The organism is Pseudomonas sp. SWRI77, from assembly GCF_014269105.1.
Taxonomy (GTDB): domain Bacteria; phylum Pseudomonadota; class Gammaproteobacteria; order Pseudomonadales; family Pseudomonadaceae; genus Aquipseudomonas; species Aquipseudomonas capeferrum.
Genome location: NZ_JABWRV010000013.1, coordinates 49,818 through 66,957, shown reverse-complemented (window position 1 = coordinate 66,957; position 17,140 = coordinate 49,818). Strand labels below are relative to the sequence as shown.

Here is a 17,140-nt window from a genome sequence, read left to right as displayed (position 1 = left end):
CTTGCGGCGAAAGCAGGGCAAAGGGAACGTCTGTCACCGCAGCCTCCTGCGGGGGTTGGCACTGGGGTATAATCCGCGATTTTTCATCCAGGGGCGGGCTGTTGCGGCCGTCTGGCAAAAACCGCTTACGCATTCGGCGTGTGCGGGGCGGGTTTTTCGTCCAGCCTGTATCCAGGATGGTACGGCGATTTGTGGAGTTGCACATGCTCGAACAGGCTCAGCGCGTTCTCAAGGATATCTTCGGCTACGACAGTTTCCGTGGGCGCCAGGCAGCAATCATCGAATGCGTGGCCAACGGCGGCGATGCGCTGGTACTGATGCCCACCGGCGGCGGCAAGTCGCTGTGTTTCCAGGTGCCTGGGCTGTTGCGCCCCGGCCTCACGGTGGTGGTTTCGCCGCTGATCGCGCTGATGGACGACCAGGTCGCCACGCTCGATGAGCTTGGGGTGGCTGCGGCCGCGCTGAACTCCACCCTGAACGCCGAGCAGCAACGTGAGCTGGCCGGGCGCATGCGCCGCGGTGAGCTGAAGATGCTGTACCTGGCACCCGAGCGCCTGGTGCAGCCGCGCATGCTCGATTTCTTGCGCGAGCTGGACGTCTCGCTGTTCGCCATCGACGAGGCCCACTGCGTGTCGCAATGGGGCCATGACTTCCGCCCGGAATACCTGCAACTGGGCCAGTTGGCCGAGCTGTTCCCGCATGTGCCGCGCATCGCCCTGACCGCCACCGCCGACATGCGCACCCGCGAAGAGATCGTCCAGCGCCTGCACCTGCAGGGCGCCGAGCGTTTCCTTTCCAGTTTCGACCGGCCGAACATCTTCTACCGCATCGTGCCCAAGGAAGCGCCGCGCAAGCAGCTGATGGCCTTCCTCGGCGAGCGTCGTGGCAACGCAGGCATCGTCTACTGCCTGTCGCGCAAGAAGGTCGACGAGACCGCTGCTTTTCTCTGCGATCAAGGCTTCCCTGCGCTGCCTTACCACGCCGGCCTGGCGGCCGAGACGCGGTCTGCCAACCAGCACCGCTTCCTCAACGAGGAAGGGCTGATCATGGTCGCCACCATCGCCTTCGGCATGGGCATCGACAAGCCCAACGTGCGCTTTGTCGCCCACCTCGACCTGCCCAAGTCGCTCGAGGCCTACTACCAGGAAACCGGCCGTGCCGGGCGTGACGGCTTGCCGTCCGATGCCTGGATGGCCTACGGCCTGCAGGACATGGTGATGCTCAAGCAGATGTTGCAGAACTCTGAAGGCGACGAGCGCCACAAGCGCATCGAGCAGCACAAGCTCGATGCCATGCTGGCCCTGTGTGAAGAAACCCGCTGCCGCCGCCAGTCGCTGCTGGCCTACTTCGACGAAACCCTGGAGCAGCCCTGCGGGCATTGCGACAACTGCATCGACCAGGTACAGACCTGGGACGCCACGGAGCCGGCTCGCCAGGCGCTGTCAGCGGTGTTCCGTACCGGTCAGCGCTATGGGGTCGGGCACCTGGTCGATGTGTTGCTGGGCAAGGACACCGAGAAGGTGCGCAATTTCGGCCACGAGAAGCTCTCGGTGTTCGGTGTCGGCAAGTCGCTGGCCGAAGCCGAGTGGCGCTCGTTGTTCCGCCAGTTGGTCGCGCGCGGCCTGGTGGATATCGACCTGGAAGGCTACGGCGGCTTGCGCCTCTCCGACAGCTGCCGGCCGCTGCTGCGCGGCGAGGTGAACCTGCAACTGCGCCGTGACCTCAAGCCGCAGACCGTGGCCAAGAGCGCCTCAGGCGGCGGCAGCCCGGCCAGCCAGTTGGTGCGTGCCGAAGAGCGCGAACTGTGGGAAGCGCTGCGTACCCTGCGGCGCAAGCTGGCCGAGGAGCACAGCGTGCCGCCTTACGTCATCTTCCCCGATTCGACGCTGCTCGAGATGCTACGCAGCCAGCCGGCCAGCCTCAGCGACATGGCCCAGGTCAGCGGCGTGGGCGCGCGCAAGCTTGAGCGCTATGGCCAGGCGTTCCTTGAGGTGCTCAACAACAGCGGTGGCACTGACGAGGCACCGAAAGTGGTGCTGGACCTGCGTCACGAGCTGGTCAGCCTGGCACGCGCGGGGATGACCCCGGCGCAGATCGCCGGGCAACTCAACTGCAGTGAAAAGAACGTCTATAGCCTGCTGGCCGAGGCGCTCGGCCGCCAGGAACTGAGCCTTGATCAAGCCATCGACCTGCCAGAAGACTTGCTGGCGGAGGTGCAGGACGCCTTCCTTGACGGGGAGGGCGAACTGCCGCCGGTATCGACCATCGCGCCGCTGTTCGGGTCGCGCATACCTGAAGGTGTGCTGTATTGCGTGCGCGCCGCGTTGGCGGCGGAGTTCGAGCTCTGAGCGCGACAAGGTTCCAGGCCAGACCCGCCAACTGCTGACCTTTGTCATGTTTTTTGACGATTATCGGACACTGGCAAGGGCCCGAGCCTTGCCACGTGGTCCGGGTCATGGTTAGCTGCCTAATAATTAGATCTATCCAATGAGTTGCTTATGCCCCTGACCGACAACCAACACCGCTTCGGCATGCAGCTGGCCCAGATGTCCCGGGGTTGGCGTGCCGAGCTGGATCGCCGCCTGGCCGGGCTCAACCTGTCCCAGGCGCGCTGGCTGGTGTTGCTGCACCTGGCCCGTTTCGAGGAGGCCCCCACTCAGCGTGAATTGGCCCAGAGCGTTGGGGTCGAAGGCCCGACCTTGGCACGCTTGCTCGACAGCCTCGAGGCGCAGGGCCTGGTGCGGCGCCAAGCGGTGCTTGAAGACCGGCGGGCGAAGAAAATCCTGCTATGCCCACCGGCCAAGCCGCTGATCGAACAGATCGAGACCATTGCCAATGCATTGCGGCTTGAGCTGTTCACCGGCGTGGATGAAGCGGACCTGGAGGTGTGCATGCGCGTGCATGCGAAAATCCTCGGCAACCTCGAAAAGCCCTGATTTTTGGGGGCCGCACAGCGGCCCCACGTTTCAGAACGTATGCCCCAGGTTCAGATACACCGCCTGCTCATGTGCGCTGTTGGCCCCGTAGCTCAGGTTCAGCGGCCCCAGCGGCGTCTCCATCCCCAGGAAGATGCTCGCTGCATTGATATAGCCGCTGTCAAATTCGTTGTCGTTGTTCCACGCCCGGCCACGCTCCAGCGACCCGCCGATATACAGCGGGAAGTCCAGTGGCACGTAGGCCCGCGGGGTCAGGCGGCGGTAGTAGACCATGCGCAGCAAGCTGACGTTTTGCCCCGACACCGAGTCCTGGCGGAACCCTGACAGCTCCCGTGCGCCGCCCATCACGAAGCTCGACGTCACCACCTCCGTTTCATCCAGTGTGCGCCCGTAGCGCCCGCCCAGCACCCAGGTGTTCGGGCCACTGCTGATGGCCTTGTCCAGGCTGAACAGCCACTGGCGATAGTCCTGGTCGGAATCGAGCGATTTGTCGTACTTGCGCAAGGTCAGGCCGATGTCTTCGCCACTGTGCGGGAAGTACACGTTGTCGAGGGTGTCGAACGAGTACTTGAGCTCGTAGAAGCCTTCATTGAAGCTGACCTTGGGCAGGTCCTGGTCGCCGATGCGCACTTCGGCTTCGCCCCAGGCCTTGCCCGCACCCAGTCGCACCTCGCCGTAGGTGCCGATCTGCCGGCCCACATTCAGGCCGAAACCGTAGCGCTCCAGGCGGTACTCGGCGACCGGGTCGTTGTCCAGGGTCGCCTCGATGTTGCGCGAGCCCACGTCCAGGTAGGGGGCAATGAAGAAGCGCGAGCCTACGTCCAGCGGTTGGTAGAACTCGCTGTAGAGCTCCTGTTGGTCGCCGATCTGCGCGCGGGTCAGCCATTCGGCGCCCAGGCTGTTGATGCCGTTGACCCGGTAGCTGGCGCCGAGGTTGAAGGCACTGTCGCCGCGCAGGTCGTCCGAGAGGTTAAGCCCCAGGCGCAGGTAGTCGGTGCCGCCGCGTCTGCCACGGGCATTGATCACCAGCGTGTTGTCGGCGCCCTTGTGCACCACACGGTATTGCACCCGGTCAAAGTAGTCCAGGCCATACAGCGTGCCCATGTCGGTCTGCAGGCGGTCCAGCTCCAGCGGCGCATTGATCGGCTGGCGGATATAGGAGCGGATCACGTCGTCGCTGACCTTGGAGTCGTTCTCTACCCTGATGGCGGTAATCACCGGGGTGCGTTGGTGCGGCGAGCGGGCAATGGCCAGGCTGCTGTCACCTTCGGGCTGGCGCAACGCCGCCAGACGCGGGTCGAGCAGGCGCGTGGCACGGTAGCCGGCTTCGATCATTTCGCGGGCCCGGCCGAAGTCGGTCACGCCAAACGCGGCCAGCGGTGGCTGCACCAGGATGTCATCACGGTGCAGGCTGGCCAGCTGCTCTTCGGAGTTGCGCCGGGTCATCAGGGTGATCGACTGGTTCAGCACATCGACCACCGTGGCCAGTTGCTTGCGGTCACGCAGTGGCGTGCCGATGTCGACCACGATGGCCAGGTCCACCCCCATGTCGCGGGCCACGTCCAGCGGAATGTTGTCGACCATGCCGCCATCCACCAACAGTCGGCCATCCAGCTCGACCGGGGCGAACACGGCAGGGATCGACATGCTGGCGCGGATCACCTGGGGCAGGTGGCCGCGGCGGAACACCACCTTTTCGCCACTGGCGATGTCGGTAGCCACAGCACGGAAAGGGATCGGCAGCTTGTCGAAGTCGCGGGTGTCGGCGGTGTGGGCCAGTTTGCTTTCAAGCAGCAGCGACAGGTTCTGGCCCTGAATCACGCCCAGGGGCAGGCCCAGGCTGCCGTCGTCGCGAAAGCTCAGCTTCTGCTTGACCAGAAAGTCGCGGTCGTCCTGCTTGCGCCGGAAGGGGATGTCCTTGCGCGGGGGCGCGTCGGACAGCGCCTGCTGCCAATCCAGGGTGGTGGCCAGCTTTTCCAGTTCTTCGACACTGTAGCCGGAGGCGTACAGCCCGCCGATCACCGCGCCCATGCTGGTGCCGGCGATGGCGTCGATGCGCACGCCCTGTTCCTCCAGGGCCTTGAGCACGCCGATATGGGCCAGGCCACGGGCCGCGCCGCCAGACAGCACCAAGCCGACCTTGGGCCGAGCCTGTTCGGCGGCATGTGCCGTAATAGCAACGAATATCGACAACAAACAGAACAGCAAACGGCGCATCGTGAGTCTCAAACCGTGGGCGAAAGACCGCTAGTATAAGCGGCCCCTTACCTGGAGATGCTTCACCATGGCCATCAGCAAGCCGGAAATCGTCATCATATATTGCACCCAGTGCCAGTGGCTGCTGCGCGCCGCCTGGTTGGCCCAGGAGCTGCTCAGTACCTTTGCCGACGACCTCGGCCGGGTGGCGCTGGAGCCTGGCACCGGTGGCATCTTCCGCATCACCTGCAATGGCGTGCAGATCTGGGAGCGCAAGGCCGACGGTGGGTTCCCGGAGGCCAAGGTGCTCAAGCAGCGGGTACGCGACCAGATCGACCCGCAGCGCGACCTGGGCCACAACGACCGCTGATTACGTACCCTCTGCCAAAGGCCGGGGCTTGGCGGGTTGTTCGGCAGCCAGGCGGCTGGACAGCACGATGGCGAAAATGATCAGCGCGCCCCCCAGCAGCATGCGCATAGTAGGGGTCTCGGCGAACACCGCCCAGGCCACGGCGATGCCATACACCGGCTCCATACCGAACACCACGGCGGCGGTACGCGCCTTGATCACGGCCAGGCTGGCGACGAACAAGCTGTGTGCCACGCCGGTGCAGAAGATGCCGAGCAGGGCGATCCACACCCAGTCCATCGGCGTCACCGCCGCCAGCCCCGACGCTGCGAACGGCAACAGGCAGAGGCTGACCACCAGGTTCTGCCACAGCGCTGCCTGCACTGCTGGCAAGCGCCCGGAGCCGGCGCGGTTGGTCAGCGACAGCAGCGAGAACAGCAGCCCCGACAGCATTGCCCAAAGCAGGCCCCCGGTGGCCTGGCTGGCCAGGTCGAATGCCGGGGTGACCAGCACCAGGCCGATGCACACCAGCACGACCAGCACGGCTTCGTTGCGGCGGATGCGTTCGCGGAACAGCACCCCTTCAAGGATCACGGTAAAGGCCGGGAAGCTGGTAAAGCCCAGGGTGGCGATGGCTACACCGCCGACCTTGACGGCAATGAAGAAGCTGACCCAGTGACCCGCCAGCAGTACCCCGCCTAGCAGCAAGCGGCGCACATCCGGGCCCGTCAGCCGGTGCCAGCCTTTGCGGGCGAACTGGGCGAACAGCGCCAGGGCGATGACGGCGAAGGCCGCGCGGCCGAAGACGATGATCGCCGGGCTGGCGCTGGCGGCCAGTTTGCCAAACACCCCGGTGAGGCCGAAAAACAGCGCGCCGATGTGCAGGGCGCCTAGGGCAGTGCGGTGGTTCATGGTGGGTCCTTGAGCAAGAGCAGGTCAGCACTGCCCCGCGAAAGGGCCAGTGCAGGCACAGTGTAAGTCCTCAGGCCAATAGGATCTGTCGCGCACCTAGCGTCCGTTGTCGCCAGACGCTCGCCGCAAGGCTAGCGGTGTACAGCCAAACGCCCGTAGCATCGCCGCCGAAAACGCACTCTGCGAGCTGTACCCCACCTGCGCCGCAATCTCGCCCAACGGCAGCAAGGTCCGCTCCACCAGCTGCCGCGCCTTGAGCAGGCGCCGCTGGCGAATGTAGTCCATCGGCGTCATCGCGCATTCGGCGATGAAGCGCGCATGCAGCCGCGCAGTGGACAGGCCGGCCAGGCGCGCCAGGTCGGCCACCTGCAAGGGGTGGGCGGCATGTTGCTCGATATGCGCATCGAAGGCGGCATAAGGCAGGCGCTGGCTGGGCCGGATGCTTGCGGCTGCCGCGGGGTTGAGGCTGGCCAACAGCAGCGCCGCGCCTTGCCGGGCAATCAGCGGGTCGTCGATGGGGCTGGTCGCCAGCCAGTCGACCAGCTGCTGCTGGCGGCTATCCAGGCCCAAGGCAGCGGGGCGATCGAGCAGGCGACGGCTGGCATCGGCATGCTCGCCCAGCTGTTCACGCAACCAGTGCTCCCCGGGCACATCCAGCACCAGGCAATCGCTGCCAGCATCGCTGGCGCAGGTGTGATGTGCGCCTGCCGGCACCACCATCAGGCCCTGGCGATCAACCCGTGCCCCGTGGCCCTGGACCTCGAAGTGCAAGCGTCCAGCCAAGCCGAACACCAGTTGCGGATGTTCGTGGCTGTGGGTAATCAGGCTGTTCCGGTAACGGCGCAGCGAGAGAATCGGGCCGGTGGTCATGGGGCGTCCTCGCAGGGCAGGTGCGCATTGTGCCTCATTCACGGCAGGCCATCACGGGTAACCGTTTTGCCACTGCACTGTCATCTGCACCTGCCAGGCTCCAGCAAACTGCGCCGGAGCCCGCCCATGACCCATGCCGAACTCTCCCGTCCTTCGCGCAAGCAGCGCGTGCGCACCTTATGGATATCCGATGTACATCTGGGCACCCGTGACTGCCAGGCCGAGCATCTGTCGCGGTTTCTCAAGGGCTACCAGGCCGACCGCATCTACCTGGTGGGCGATATCATCGATGGCTGGAAGCTGCGCGGTGGCATCTATTGGCCGCAGGCCCACACCAACGTGATCCGACGCCTGTTGACCATGAGCAAACGGGGCACCGAGGTGATTTATGTCACCGGCAACCATGACGAATTCCTGCGCCGCTATTCCAAGCTGATGCTGGGCAATATCCAGTTGGTGGACGAGGCCGAGCACCTGACTGCCGATGGCCGACGCCTGCTGGTGATCCATGGCGACCAGTTCGATGTGATTACCCGCTACCACCGCTGGCTGGCGTTTCTGGGGGACCGCGCGTATGAGTTCACCCTGGTGCTCAACCGTTGGCTCAACCATTGGCGTGCCCGTTACGGCTATGGCTACTGGTCGTTGTCGGCCTACCTCAAGCACAAGGTCAAGGGCGCGGTGAACTTCATCAGTGACTTCGAGGCTGCCATTGCCCATGAGTGCACCCGCAGAGGCTTTCATGGGGTGGTTTGCGGGCATATTCATCATGCCGAAATGCGCAAGGTGGGGGAGGTCGAGTACCTCAATTGCGGGGATTGGGTGGAGTCGTGCACGGCGTTGATCGAGCACTGGGATGGCAGCATCGAATTGTATCGGCTGGCGGATGTGCAGGCGCAGAGCGCGCAGAAGGTGGCGACGGTGCGCGAATCGGCGTGAGGCTTGAGGGGCATGGGGCGCGCAATGCGGCCCCGGCGATTTACAGGCTGATCTTGCCCAGCAGAATATCGCGGAACATGGCGAAATCACCCATCAGGCTATAGAACGGGTATGTAAACGTCGCCGGCCGGTTCTTCTCGAAAAAGAAATGCCCGACCCAGGCAAACCCATAGCCGAACAGCGGCACGGCCAGCAGCAGCAACCATTTGCCGCTGCCGATGGTGTACGCCAGCAGGGCAATTACCAGGCTCGTCCCGACAAAGTGCAGGCGGCGGCACGTGGGGTTGCTGTGCTCGCCCAGGTAGTAGGGGTAGAACTCGGCAAAACTGCGAAACTGCGCTGTGCGGGTCATGGCAGTGCTCCGGGATTAATACTTGTGGATAAGATGCACGGCGTGGAGCCTGAATCGAGTCTAGAGTCATTGGCGGGGCCTACCAGTGACAATAGGCGCCAATTGAGTATCCTTGGGGTTCACCGCAGGAGCGGTCAGCATAAGAAGCCTGTCATGAGTGAAAGAACCACGTCAGCCAGCTGGGCATCAGGGATCGTCAAGGCACTCGAGCTGGAAGGGCTCGACTGCCCGGCCATGTTCAAGCAGCTAGGGCTGGACTTCGCTGCCCTCGATGACCCCGACGCGCGTTTCCCCCAGGACGCCATGACCCGGCTCTGGCAACTGGCGGTAGAGCTGTCGGGCAACGAAGCCATCGGCCTGAACATGGCGCGGGTGGTGCGCCCGGCGTCGTTCCATGTGGTGGGCTATGCGTTGATGTCCAGCCGCACCCTGGCCGAAGGTTTCGAGCGGCTGGTGCGGTACCAGCGCATCATTGCCGAAAGTTCCGACCTCAGCTTTCGCCTTGGCCCAGAGGGCTATTCGCTGGTTCTGACCGTGCATGGCGACCATCTGCCGCCAACCCGGCACAGCGCCGAAGCGTCGTTGGCGTGTGCGCTTGCGTTGTGCACCTGGCTCAGCGGGCGTGACATTCAGCCACGACGTGTGCTGGTTCAGGGGCCGCAGCCCAAGAACGTCGAACCTTACAAGGTGGCGTTCCACTCACCGCTGGTGTTCGACGCACCGCACGATGCACTGGTGTTCGAGCGTGCCGACATGGAGGCGCCGCTGCCGACTGCCAACGAGGCGATGGCGGTGCTGCATGACCGTTTTGCCGGTGAGTACCTGGCGCGCTTCTCGGAAAGCCGGGTGACCCACAGGGTCCGCCAGGTGCTGTGCCGCATATTGCCCCAGGGCGAGCCCAAGCGCGAAACCCTGGCCCAGGCCCTGCACCTGTCTCAACGTACCTTGCAGCGGCGCCTGCAAGAAGAAGGTACCAGCTTCCAGACCTTGCTCGACGATACCCGGCGTGAGCTTGCCGAGCAGTACCTCGCCCAGCCGGGCATGACCTTGCTGGAAACCGCCTACCTGTTAGGCTTTGCCGACCCGAGTAATTTCTACCGGGCGTTCCGTCGCTGGTTCGATGCCACACCCAGCGAGTACCGTGCCCGTCTGGGCGCGGAGCCTGAGGGGCTCAGTGACGCCAGAACGCCGGCATGCACAACACTAGCACCGTGATGATCTCCAGGCGGCCCAGTAGCATGCCGCCGGCGAGGATCCACTTGGCGGCGTCCGGCAACGTGGCATAGTTGCCGGCCGGGCCGATCACTTCGCCCAGCCCCGGGCCTACGCCCGATACCGTGCCGGCAGCACCGGTCAGTGCGGTCATCCAGTCCACGCCCAGCAGCGACAACAGCAATGCCATCACGCAGATGGTGATCGCGAAGAAGAACGAGAAGGTCAGGATCGAACGCACGATTTCTTCGTCGAGGCGGTGCCCGTTGTACTTCTGCTTGATCACTGCGCGTGGGTGGATCAGTTGGTTGAGGCTGGCCTTGAGCAGGATGTAGGCGACCTGGAAGCGGAAAATCTTGATACCGCCTGCGGTCGAGCCAGAGCAGCCGCCGATGAAGCCCAGGTAAAAGAACAGCATCAGCGAGAAATTGCCCCACAGGCTGTAGTCGCCCAGGGCGAAGCCGGTGGTGGTCACCACCGAGGTCACGTTCAGCGCCACGTGGCGCAAGGCATCCAGCCAGTGCAGGTTGGTGGTGGCCCAGTACCAGGAGCCCAGCACCAGCCAGGTGACCACCAACATGCCGAGCAACCCCTGAACCTGCTGGTCGCGGAGTAACGCCCTACGGTTGCCGCGCAGGGTCGCCACATACAGGGTGAAGGGCAGGCTGCCAAGGATCATGACCACCACCGCGACCCAGTGCACGGCAGGGATATCCCATTTTGCCAGCGACTGGTCGGAGGTCGAGAACCCGCCGGTGGAAATCGCCGACATGGCATGGTTGATGGCATCGAACGGCCGCATGCCGGCCCACCAGAAGGCCAGCGCGCCGAGCACGGAGAAGCCGACGTACACGCCGACGATCGACTTGGCCACCATGTGCGAACGGGGCATGACCTTTTCGGAACGGTCCGAGGACTCGGTCTGGAACAGGCGCATGCCACCAATGCGCAGCAGCGGCAAAATCGCGACCGCCATGGCGATGAAGCCGATGCCGCCGAGCCAGTGCAGCATCGAGCGCCACATCAAGATCCCCGGCGACATGCTGTCCAGGCCGCTGAGCACCGTGGCGCCGGTGGCGGTGATGCCGGACATGCTCTCGAAAAAGGCGTCGGTGTAGCTGATGTGCTGGGTCAGCAGGAACGGCAGGGCGGCGAACACGCACACCACCAGCCAGCTGCTGACAGTCAGCAGGTACATGTCGCGCGGGCGCAGGTGCACATGCTCGGGGCGGCCCTGTACGACCATGAGCAGGCCGGCAATGAACGTGATCAGGCTGGACCAGAGGAACGACGGCATGTCGCCGGTGCGCTCGAAGATCACCAGGGTGGCCATGGGCACGACCATGCTGACGGCCAGGGTGATCAGAAAGATGCCGATGATGAAACCAATGATCCTTAAGGTCGGCAACGCCATGTGATCTGCTCTGACTCGAAACGGAAGGGCGCCATTCTACCTATGGGTCTGGTGATGTAAACGCTAGAATGGCCGCACATTCACCTGCCAGGAGGGTAGCCGATGGAGGCTCTCGACGCATTGCTCAACCGTGTTTCCGTGCCACGCCTGACCGACCCCGCGCCCAATGATGCCCAGCGCGAGGCGTTATTCCAGGCCGCATTGCGTGCACCGGACCATGGCCAGCTGCGCCCGTGGCGGTTTCTGACCATCGAAGGCCAGGGCCGCGAGAAGCTCGGCGAGTTGTTCGCCGAAGCGGTACAGAACAAGGGTGATGCCAGCCAGGCAGCGCTGGACAAGGCTCGCGCCATGCCGCTGCGTGCGCCGTTGCTGATCGTGGTGATCGCCAAGCTGCAGGACCACTTCAAGGTGCCCAAGTCCGAGCAGCGCCTGGCGGCGGGGTGTGCGGCCCATGGCATTCTGATCGCGGCGCATGCCCAGGGGGTTGGCGCGGTGTGGCGTACCGGTGACATGGCCTTTGACGCGCATGTGCACAAGGGGCTGGGGTTGGCCGAGAGCGAGGAGTTGATCGGTTATCTGTATGTGGGCACGCCGGTGAACGAGCCGCGTACGGCGCCAGTGCTGGAGACTGCTGATTTCGTCAGTGCCTGGGGTGAGTAACCGCTGAGAATGCTGGGGCGCGTAGCGGCCCCGGCAATCTCAAACCATGACCTCCGTTACAGGTAACTCCAGCCTGGCCACAAACCCGCCCTGCGGATGATTCGCCAGTACCAGGCTGCCGCCATGGCGCTCCGCCGCCTTGCGCGCAATCGCCAGCCCCAGCCCATGCCCAGCTGCTTGCTGCCCCGGCGCACGGAAGAACGGCTCACCCAGCTGCGCGAGGTACTCAGCCGCTACCCCGGGGCCATGGTCGCGTACTGTCAACACGATACGGTCCTGCTCACGCTCGGCGCTGATTTCGATCGGCTGCCCGGCCGGGTTGAAGCGCAAGGCATTGCGCAGCAGGTTGTCCACGGCGCGCTCGATCAGTGTTGGCCAACCCTGCAAGGTCAGCCCTGCTTGCGCCTGCAGCCGCACCTCCTGCTCCGGTGCGCTGAGCAACGCATCCTTGCGCACGCCGCCCAGCAAGGCGTTGAGGTCGACCGGCTCGGCGTGGGCCTGCTCGGCATCGACGCGGGCCAGGGCGAGGATTTCGCTGATCAGGTCTTCGAGCCGGTCGCATTCACGGGTCAGCCGTGGCCACAAGGCCTGGCGCTGCTCGGGCTCGGCACGCTCGGCCAATGCCAGGGCAATGCGCAGCCGTGCCAACGGTGAGCGCAGTTCATGAGACACATCGCGCAGCAACTGGCGCTGGCTGCCGATCGTACTCTGCAGGCGGGCGCCCATCTTGTTGAAGTCGTTGGCCAGTACCCCGAACTCATCGCGGCGGGCGGCCAGGCGGGCCAGGCTGTTCTGCTGGTAGCTGGTTTGGCCGAGGTCGTGCACGGCGCTGCGCAGGCGGCTCAAAGGGCGGGTGATGGACAGGGTCACCAGCAGGCTGAACAGGGTCAGCACCACCAGGGCGATGCCCAGCGCACTGAGCGGCCAGAGCAGGCTCTCGCGGTGCCAGGCGTCCAGCTCAGGGTGGGGGATGCGGTAGATCAGCAGGTAGGTTTCACCGCTGTAGGGGCTGGTGTATTCCTCGGTCAGACGGCGCCACGGCAGGCGCCGCTCGTCATTGTGCTGGCGTGCCTCGAACGCGGCGGCGCGGCGCGGGAAGGTACCAGGCACGACGGCGTCGCCGCTGTCGTCGAGCACCTGCACGTCGATCTTGAAGCGTTGCTTGCGGCGTTCGAGAAAGTGCTGCGCCGAGTCCATGCCTTCCTGTTCGTAATGCTTGGCCCAGTGGCTGGCCAGGGTGTTGAGGCCCGGGTGGCGGCTGAGGATCCAGGCGTCCTGGTTGAGCATGTGGCCGAGCAGGATCGACAGGCCCGCAACCAGGGTAATGGCCAGCCAAAAGCTGGCCAGGATGCGCCAGAACAGTGAACGCAAGTGCACCTCCTGCAAACGGGAAAAGCCCGGCCCGCAGGGGTGCGGGCCGGGCGTGGGGCGGACAGCTTACTGGGCCTTGCCGCCTTTTTCAGCTTTCCAGGCCTGGAACTCTTGCCATTCGGCTTTCTTCGCGGCGCGTTCTTTTTGCAGCTCGTCGAACTGCTTCTGTTGCTCAGGCTTGAGCAGGCCGCGGACCTGGCTGTCGGTCTTGTCGCGGCTGGCCTTGAGTTCGTCCTTCATGGCCTTCTGGTCGGCGGCCGGCAGCTTGGACAGGTAGCGCTCGGTGATGTCGCGGCGTTGCTTCATCTGCTCGCCCATCAGCTTGCCAATCTGCTGGCGCTGGTCGCGGCTCAGGTCCAGTTGGGCGAAAGGCGCATCACCGCGATGATGCGGGCCGTCGTGACGCGGGCCGCCTTCAGGCATGGCCATGGCCACGGTCGGCAGGGCGGCGGCGAACATCAGGGCGATAAGGGTCTTGCGCATGGTGTCTCTCCTTTCATAGGCCGGTGGTTACCGGATGAGCACAGTCTACGCAACTGACCGTCAAGGGCGGTCAGGGGAGGGTAAAGGCTGGGTAAAGATGAGTTGCCGAGCGTGTTGGGGCTGCGAGGCGGCCCCGGCACGTCACAGGCTGTAGTAATAGCCACGGCTGCGCAGCGCAACGATGCGCGGGCGCCCATCGGCATGCGGCCCGATCTTCTTGCGCAGGTTGCTGACGTGCATGTCCAGGCTGCGGTCGTACAGGGTCAGCTTGCGGCCCAGGCCGATCTGCGCCAGTTCCTGCTTGTCCAGCGGCTCGCCCGGCTGGCGCAGCAGGGCTTCGAGGATGCGGCTTTCGGACAGGGTCAGGGTCATCTCGCGGCCATCGATGCTGGCCACGCCACGTGCCGGGCTGTAGACCAGGTCGCCGATCTCTACCTGGGTGGTGGTGGCTGCCGGGTGGCTGCGGCGCAACACGGCGCGCAGGCGGGCCGTGAGCTCGCGCGGGTCGCAGGGTTTGGCCAGGTAATCGTCGGCGCCGAGCTCAAGGCCGAGGATGCGGTCCAGGGGTTCGCCCCGTGCCGAGAGCATCAGCACAGGCAGGTCGGCATGTTCGCTGCGCAATTGCTTGAGCAGTTCCAGGCCGCTGCCGTCTGGGAGCATCACATCCAGCACCACGGCGGCCGGGGCATGTTCGGCCAGGGCCTGGCGTGCGCTCAGGCCATCGTGGCAGGCGCGGACGGTAAACCCTTCCTGGGTCAGCCAGCTGCCGAGCAGCTCGCACAGCTCCTGGTCATCATCAATCAGTAACAGCTCGCTCATGACTCACTCAATTCAACCATTGACGGCGAGTATTCGGCCCGCCAGTGGCAAAGATACCGCAGACTGATGGCAAGCGTATAACCGCCAGTACCGCGCGGCCCTGTGGGTGCGGCTTTACCCGCGAAAAGGGCCGCGCGGTGTCGGGTCAAGGCAGGACTTGCTTGAAGGGTTTGACGATGACGTTGTCGTACACGCCCGCAGCAATATACGGGTCGGCATCGGCCCAGGCCTGTGCCGCAGCCAGGGAGTCGAACTCGGCCACGATCAGGCTGCCGCTGAAACCGGCTTCACCTGGGTCGTTGCTGTCGATGGCCGGATGTGGGCCTGCCAGCACCACGCGGCCTTCGGCCTTGAGCTGCTGCAGGCGCTCGATGTGTGCCGGGCGGGCAGCCAGGCGCTTTTCCAGGGAGTTTGCGACGTCGCTGGCGATGATGGCGTAGAGCATGTCAATCCTTGGGTTTGGAGGTAGTAGGGTCGTCGTGCAGGTGGCGTGACAGGTACACACCTTGGGCCACCAGGAAGATCACGGTCATGCCCAGGCTGCCGAACACCTTGAAGTCGACCCAGAAGGCCTGGAAGGTGAAGGCGACGAACAGGTTGGCCGCACCGCAGACCAGGAAGAAGCAGATCCAGGCCAGGTTCAGGCGGGCCCAGATGGCATCGGGCAGGGTCAGGGCGTGGCCCATGATGCGCTTGATCAGCACCCGGTCGCCGATGAAGTGGCTGCCGGCGAAGGCCAGGGCGAACAGCCAGTTGACCACCGGCGCTTTCCATTTGAGGAAGGTTTCGCTGTGGAAGGTCAGGGTCAGGCCGCCGAACACCAGGCAGGCGATCAGGGTCAGCCATTGGCCCTTTTCCAGCTTGCGCTGGCGCAGGAACAGGGCACCGTAGACCACCAGGGAGCTGACGATGAGCATGGCCGTGGCGCTGTAGATACCGCCGAATTCGAAGCTGTGGCCGGCAACCTCCAGGGGCCGCGGGTCGAGCTTGTAGACGATGAAGAACAGTAGCAACGGGATGAAATCGATGAATTGTTTCACAATGGCAGCCAGAATCGGGATGTGACGGCATAATAACAAACATCGATTCCAGCGAAAGCGCTCCTCCATGAATGTTGATCTGCACTGTCACAGCACGGCCTCCGACGGCGCCCTGTCGCCCACGGTCCTGGTCGCCCGGGCCCATGAGCACGGGGTGCAAACGCTGGCACTCACCGACCACGACACCCTCGAAGGGCTGGCCGAAGCGCGCCAGGCCTGCCGCGAGCGCGGCATGCACTGGATTAGCGGGGTAGAGCTGTCGTGCACGTGGGGTGGGGCGACCATCCATGTGCTGGGGTATGACTTCCCCCTCGACGCACCGCCGTTGCTCGAAGCCATCGAAGCCCTGCACCATGGCCGCTGGCTGCGTGCCGAGGAAATCGACAAACGGCTGGCTGCCAAGGGCATGCCCGGCGCGCTTGAGGGTGCCAGGGCCGTGCAGCAAGCGTTGGGCGACAGTGGCAACGCCCCGGCGCGCCCGCACTTTGCCGAGTTTCTGGTGCGTGCCGGTCACGTCAAGGACCGCGGCGAAGCGTTCCGCAAGTGGCTGGGCGCCGGCAAGCTGGGTGACGTCAAGCAGCACTGGCCGACCCTGGATGAAACTGTCGCTACGCTGCGCCAGTCCAACGCTTGGGTAAGCTTGGCGCATCCGATGCATTACGATCTGACCCGCAGCAAGCGCAGACGGCTGATTGCCGACTATATTCAGGCAGGCGGGCAGGCGCTTGAGGTGGTCAACGGGATGATGCCGGCCGAGCAGGTGGGCACGATGTCCATCCTCACCCGCGAGTTCGGCCTGCTGGCAAGCGCTGGCAGTGACTTCCACGGCCCCGGCACCTGGGGCGAAATCGGTGCCTACCGGCCTTTGCCCGAGGACCTGCCACCTCTGTGGCGCCGATTCAGCCATGAACAGCCTTTGGCGGTATGAACAGGAAGACTACGTGAGCCAATTTTTCCAGATACATCCGGAGAATCCGCAGCAGCGGCTGATCCGCCAGGCGGTGGAGATCATCCGCAAGGGCGGGGTGGTGGTCTATCCGACCGATTCGGCCTATGCGCTGGGTTGCCAGATTGGCGACAAGGGCGCGGTGGAGCGCGTACGGCGCCTGCGTGGCCTGGACAAGACCCACAACTTCACCCTGATGTGCTGCGACATGTCGCAACTGGGGCTGTATGCCAAGGTCGATACCGGTACCTTCCGCCTGCTCAAGGCGCATGTGCCGGGGCCGTACACCTTCATTCTCAACGGCACCCGTGAAGTGCCGCGCCTGCTGCTGCACGAGAAACGCCGCACCATCGGCCTGCGCGTGCCGGACCACGCCATCACCCTGGCGCTGCTGGCTGAACTGGGCGAGCCACTGATGAGTGTCAGCCTCATCCTGCCGGGCGACGACCAGCCGATGACCGACCCCTACGAGATCCGTGAGCGGCTGGAGCATCATGTGGACCTGGTGATCGACGGCGGTTTCGGTGATCTGAAGGCATCGACCATCATCGACCTGTCCGGCGACGAGCCCGAGCTGATCCGCGAAGGTTGTGGCGACCCCACGCCATTCATGGTCAATGCGTGAGCCAGGTGGAGGCGCC

18 protein-coding genes are annotated in these 17,140 nt (G+C 64.5%); 8 read left to right on the top strand and 10 right to left on the bottom strand.

The window, feature by feature from the left end:
- Nucleotides 1–203: 203 nt before the first annotated feature.
- Both recQ and HU766_RS14505 read left to right on the top strand, forming a co-directional pair.
- Nucleotides 204–2,348 carry a DNA helicase RecQ gene (gene recQ / locus HU766_RS14510; RefSeq protein ID WP_033699621.1) on the top strand — a complete coding sequence of 715 codons (2,145 nt, stop codon included), beginning with the start codon at nucleotides 204–206 and terminating at the stop codon, nucleotides 2,346–2,348.
- Between the two features lie 150 nt (nucleotides 2,349–2,498).
- Complete coding sequence (locus tag HU766_RS14505) at nucleotides 2,499–2,936, top strand: MarR family transcriptional regulator (protein ID WP_033699619.1); 438 nt, start codon at nucleotides 2,499–2,501, stop codon at nucleotides 2,934–2,936.
- A gap of 30 nt (nucleotides 2,937–2,966) precedes the next feature.
- On the opposite strand, the gene HU766_RS14500 is transcribed toward HU766_RS14505, so the two are convergent.
- Nucleotides 2,967–5,153 carry a patatin-like phospholipase family protein gene (locus tag HU766_RS14500; protein WP_186658051.1) on the bottom strand — a complete coding sequence of 729 codons (2,187 nt, stop codon included), beginning with the start codon at nucleotides 5,151–5,153 and terminating at the stop codon, nucleotides 2,967–2,969.
- A gap of 67 nt (nucleotides 5,154–5,220) precedes the next feature.
- On the opposite strand from HU766_RS14500, the gene HU766_RS14495 reads away from it, so the two are divergent.
- On the top strand, nucleotides 5,221–5,502 hold the full coding sequence (locus tag HU766_RS14495; protein ID WP_156310953.1) for a SelT/SelW/SelH family protein: 282 nt from the start codon (nucleotides 5,221–5,223) through the stop codon (nucleotides 5,500–5,502).
- Here HU766_RS14495 and HU766_RS14490 read toward each other — a convergent pair whose 3' ends face one another.
- Nucleotides 5,503–6,393: a DMT family transporter gene (locus HU766_RS14490; RefSeq protein ID WP_186658036.1), complete on the bottom strand. Its 891-nt coding sequence runs from the start codon at nucleotides 6,391–6,393 to the stop codon at nucleotides 5,503–5,505. It lies immediately after the preceding gene.
- A gap of 96 nt (nucleotides 6,394–6,489) precedes the next feature.
- Nucleotides 6,490–7,263, bottom strand: a complete 774-nt coding sequence (locus HU766_RS14485) for an AraC family transcriptional regulator (RefSeq protein WP_033699612.1) — start codon at nucleotides 7,261–7,263, stop codon at nucleotides 6,490–6,492.
- 126 nt (nucleotides 7,264–7,389) lie between these two features.
- Between HU766_RS14485 and HU766_RS14480 the strand changes: the two genes are divergently transcribed.
- Complete coding sequence (locus HU766_RS14480; RefSeq protein ID WP_186658033.1) at nucleotides 7,390–8,202, top strand: UDP-2,3-diacylglucosamine diphosphatase; 813 nt, start codon at nucleotides 7,390–7,392, stop codon at nucleotides 8,200–8,202.
- Between the two features lie 40 nt (nucleotides 8,203–8,242).
- On the opposite strand, the gene HU766_RS14475 is transcribed toward HU766_RS14480, so the two are convergent.
- On the bottom strand, nucleotides 8,243–8,554 hold the full coding sequence (locus tag HU766_RS14475; protein ID WP_033699608.1) for a DUF962 domain-containing protein: 312 nt from the start codon (nucleotides 8,552–8,554) through the stop codon (nucleotides 8,243–8,245).
- A gap of 153 nt (nucleotides 8,555–8,707) precedes the next feature.
- Here HU766_RS14475 and HU766_RS14470 point away from each other — a divergent pair, with 153 nt between their 5' ends.
- The gene (locus HU766_RS14470; protein WP_047583458.1) at nucleotides 8,708–9,769 is read left to right on the top strand and encodes an AraC family transcriptional regulator; all 1,062 of its coding nucleotides are present in this window, start codon (nucleotides 8,708–8,710) and stop codon (nucleotides 9,767–9,769) included.
- Here the strand turns inward: HU766_RS14470 and HU766_RS14465 are convergent.
- Nucleotides 9,726–11,180 (bottom strand): TrkH family potassium uptake protein, encoded by a 1,455-nt coding sequence (locus tag HU766_RS14465; protein WP_033699604.1) that lies wholly within the window; start codon nucleotides 11,178–11,180, stop codon nucleotides 9,726–9,728. The genes HU766_RS14470 and HU766_RS14465 overlap by 44 nt on opposite strands.
- A 102-nt stretch (nucleotides 11,181–11,282) precedes the next feature.
- Here HU766_RS14465 and HU766_RS14460 point away from each other — a divergent pair, with 102 nt between their 5' ends.
- Nucleotides 11,283–11,840, top strand: a complete 558-nt coding sequence (locus tag HU766_RS14460) for an NAD(P)H nitroreductase (protein ID WP_033699602.1) — start codon at nucleotides 11,283–11,285, stop codon at nucleotides 11,838–11,840.
- Nucleotides 11,841–11,879: 39 nt separating this feature from the next.
- Here the strand turns inward: HU766_RS14460 and HU766_RS14455 are convergent, their stop codons facing one another.
- The 5 genes from HU766_RS14455 to HU766_RS14435 form a co-directional block, all read right to left on the bottom strand.
- On the bottom strand, nucleotides 11,880–13,217 hold the full coding sequence (locus HU766_RS14455) for a HAMP domain-containing sensor histidine kinase (RefSeq protein ID WP_186658030.1): 1,338 nt from the start codon (nucleotides 13,215–13,217) through the stop codon (nucleotides 11,880–11,882).
- A gap of 60 nt (nucleotides 13,218–13,277) precedes the next feature.
- Nucleotides 13,278–13,694 carry a Spy/CpxP family protein refolding chaperone gene (locus tag HU766_RS14450; RefSeq protein ID WP_033699600.1) on the bottom strand — a complete coding sequence of 139 codons (417 nt, stop codon included), beginning with the start codon at nucleotides 13,692–13,694 and terminating at the stop codon, nucleotides 13,278–13,280.
- 141 nt (nucleotides 13,695–13,835) lie between these two features.
- Nucleotides 13,836–14,513, bottom strand: a complete 678-nt coding sequence (locus HU766_RS14445) for a response regulator transcription factor (RefSeq protein WP_033699599.1) — start codon at nucleotides 14,511–14,513, stop codon at nucleotides 13,836–13,838.
- A gap of 145 nt (nucleotides 14,514–14,658) precedes the next feature.
- Nucleotides 14,659–14,958: a YciI family protein gene (locus tag HU766_RS14440; RefSeq protein ID WP_033699597.1), complete on the bottom strand. Its 300-nt coding sequence runs from the start codon at nucleotides 14,956–14,958 to the stop codon at nucleotides 14,659–14,661.
- Nucleotide 14,959: 1 nt separating this feature from the next.
- On the bottom strand, nucleotides 14,960–15,553 hold the full coding sequence (locus tag HU766_RS14435) for a septation protein A (protein WP_033699595.1): 594 nt from the start codon (nucleotides 15,551–15,553) through the stop codon (nucleotides 14,960–14,962).
- Between the two features lie 67 nt (nucleotides 15,554–15,620).
- On the opposite strand from HU766_RS14435, the gene HU766_RS14430 reads away from it, so the two are divergent.
- Both HU766_RS14430 and HU766_RS14425 read left to right on the top strand, forming a co-directional pair.
- A complete protein-coding gene (locus HU766_RS14430; RefSeq protein ID WP_186658028.1) occupies nucleotides 15,621–16,481 on the top strand; it encodes a PHP domain-containing protein in 861 nt (286 codons plus the stop codon).
- Nucleotides 16,482–16,494: 13 nt separating this feature from the next.
- Nucleotides 16,495–17,124: an L-threonylcarbamoyladenylate synthase gene (locus HU766_RS14425; protein ID WP_186658025.1), complete on the top strand. Its 630-nt coding sequence runs from the start codon at nucleotides 16,495–16,497 to the stop codon at nucleotides 17,122–17,124.
- Nucleotides 17,125–17,140 lie beyond the last annotated feature (16 nt).

What these genes read in the sequence shown, in the direction of transcription:
- recQ (WP_033699621.1), top strand. Translation starts at nt 204, where the DNA reads ATGCTCGAACAGGCTCAGCGCGTTCTCAAGGATATCTTCGGCTACGAC.
- HU766_RS14505 (WP_033699619.1), top strand. Translation starts at nt 2,499, where the DNA reads ATGCCCCTGACCGACAACCAACACCGCTTCGGCATGCAGCTGGCCCAG.
- HU766_RS14500 (WP_186658051.1), bottom strand. Translation starts at nt 5,153, where the DNA reads ATGCGCCGTTTGCTGTTCTGTTTGTTGTCGATATTCGTTGCTATTACG.
- HU766_RS14495 (WP_156310953.1), top strand. Translation starts at nt 5,221, where the DNA reads ATGGCCATCAGCAAGCCGGAAATCGTCATCATATATTGCACCCAGTGC.
- HU766_RS14490 (WP_186658036.1), bottom strand. Translation starts at nt 6,393, where the DNA reads ATGAACCACCGCACTGCCCTAGGCGCCCTGCACATCGGCGCGCTGTTT.
- HU766_RS14485 (WP_033699612.1), bottom strand. Translation starts at nt 7,263, where the DNA reads ATGACCACCGGCCCGATTCTCTCGCTGCGCCGTTACCGGAACAGCCTG.
- HU766_RS14480 (WP_186658033.1), top strand. Translation starts at nt 7,390, where the DNA reads ATGACCCATGCCGAACTCTCCCGTCCTTCGCGCAAGCAGCGCGTGCGC.
- HU766_RS14475 (WP_033699608.1), bottom strand. Translation starts at nt 8,554, where the DNA reads ATGACCCGCACAGCGCAGTTTCGCAGTTTTGCCGAGTTCTACCCCTAC.
- HU766_RS14470 (WP_047583458.1), top strand. Translation starts at nt 8,708, where the DNA reads ATGAGTGAAAGAACCACGTCAGCCAGCTGGGCATCAGGGATCGTCAAG.
- HU766_RS14465 (WP_033699604.1), bottom strand. Translation starts at nt 11,180, where the DNA reads ATGGCGTTGCCGACCTTAAGGATCATTGGTTTCATCATCGGCATCTTT.
- HU766_RS14460 (WP_033699602.1), top strand. Translation starts at nt 11,283, where the DNA reads ATGGAGGCTCTCGACGCATTGCTCAACCGTGTTTCCGTGCCACGCCTG.
- HU766_RS14450 (WP_033699600.1), bottom strand. Translation starts at nt 13,694, where the DNA reads ATGCGCAAGACCCTTATCGCCCTGATGTTCGCCGCCGCCCTGCCGACC.
- HU766_RS14445 (WP_033699599.1), bottom strand. Translation starts at nt 14,513, where the DNA reads ATGAGCGAGCTGTTACTGATTGATGATGACCAGGAGCTGTGCGAGCTG.
- HU766_RS14440 (WP_033699597.1), bottom strand. Translation starts at nt 14,958, where the DNA reads ATGCTCTACGCCATCATCGCCAGCGACGTCGCAAACTCCCTGGAAAAG.
- HU766_RS14430 (WP_186658028.1), top strand. Translation starts at nt 15,621, where the DNA reads ATGAATGTTGATCTGCACTGTCACAGCACGGCCTCCGACGGCGCCCTG.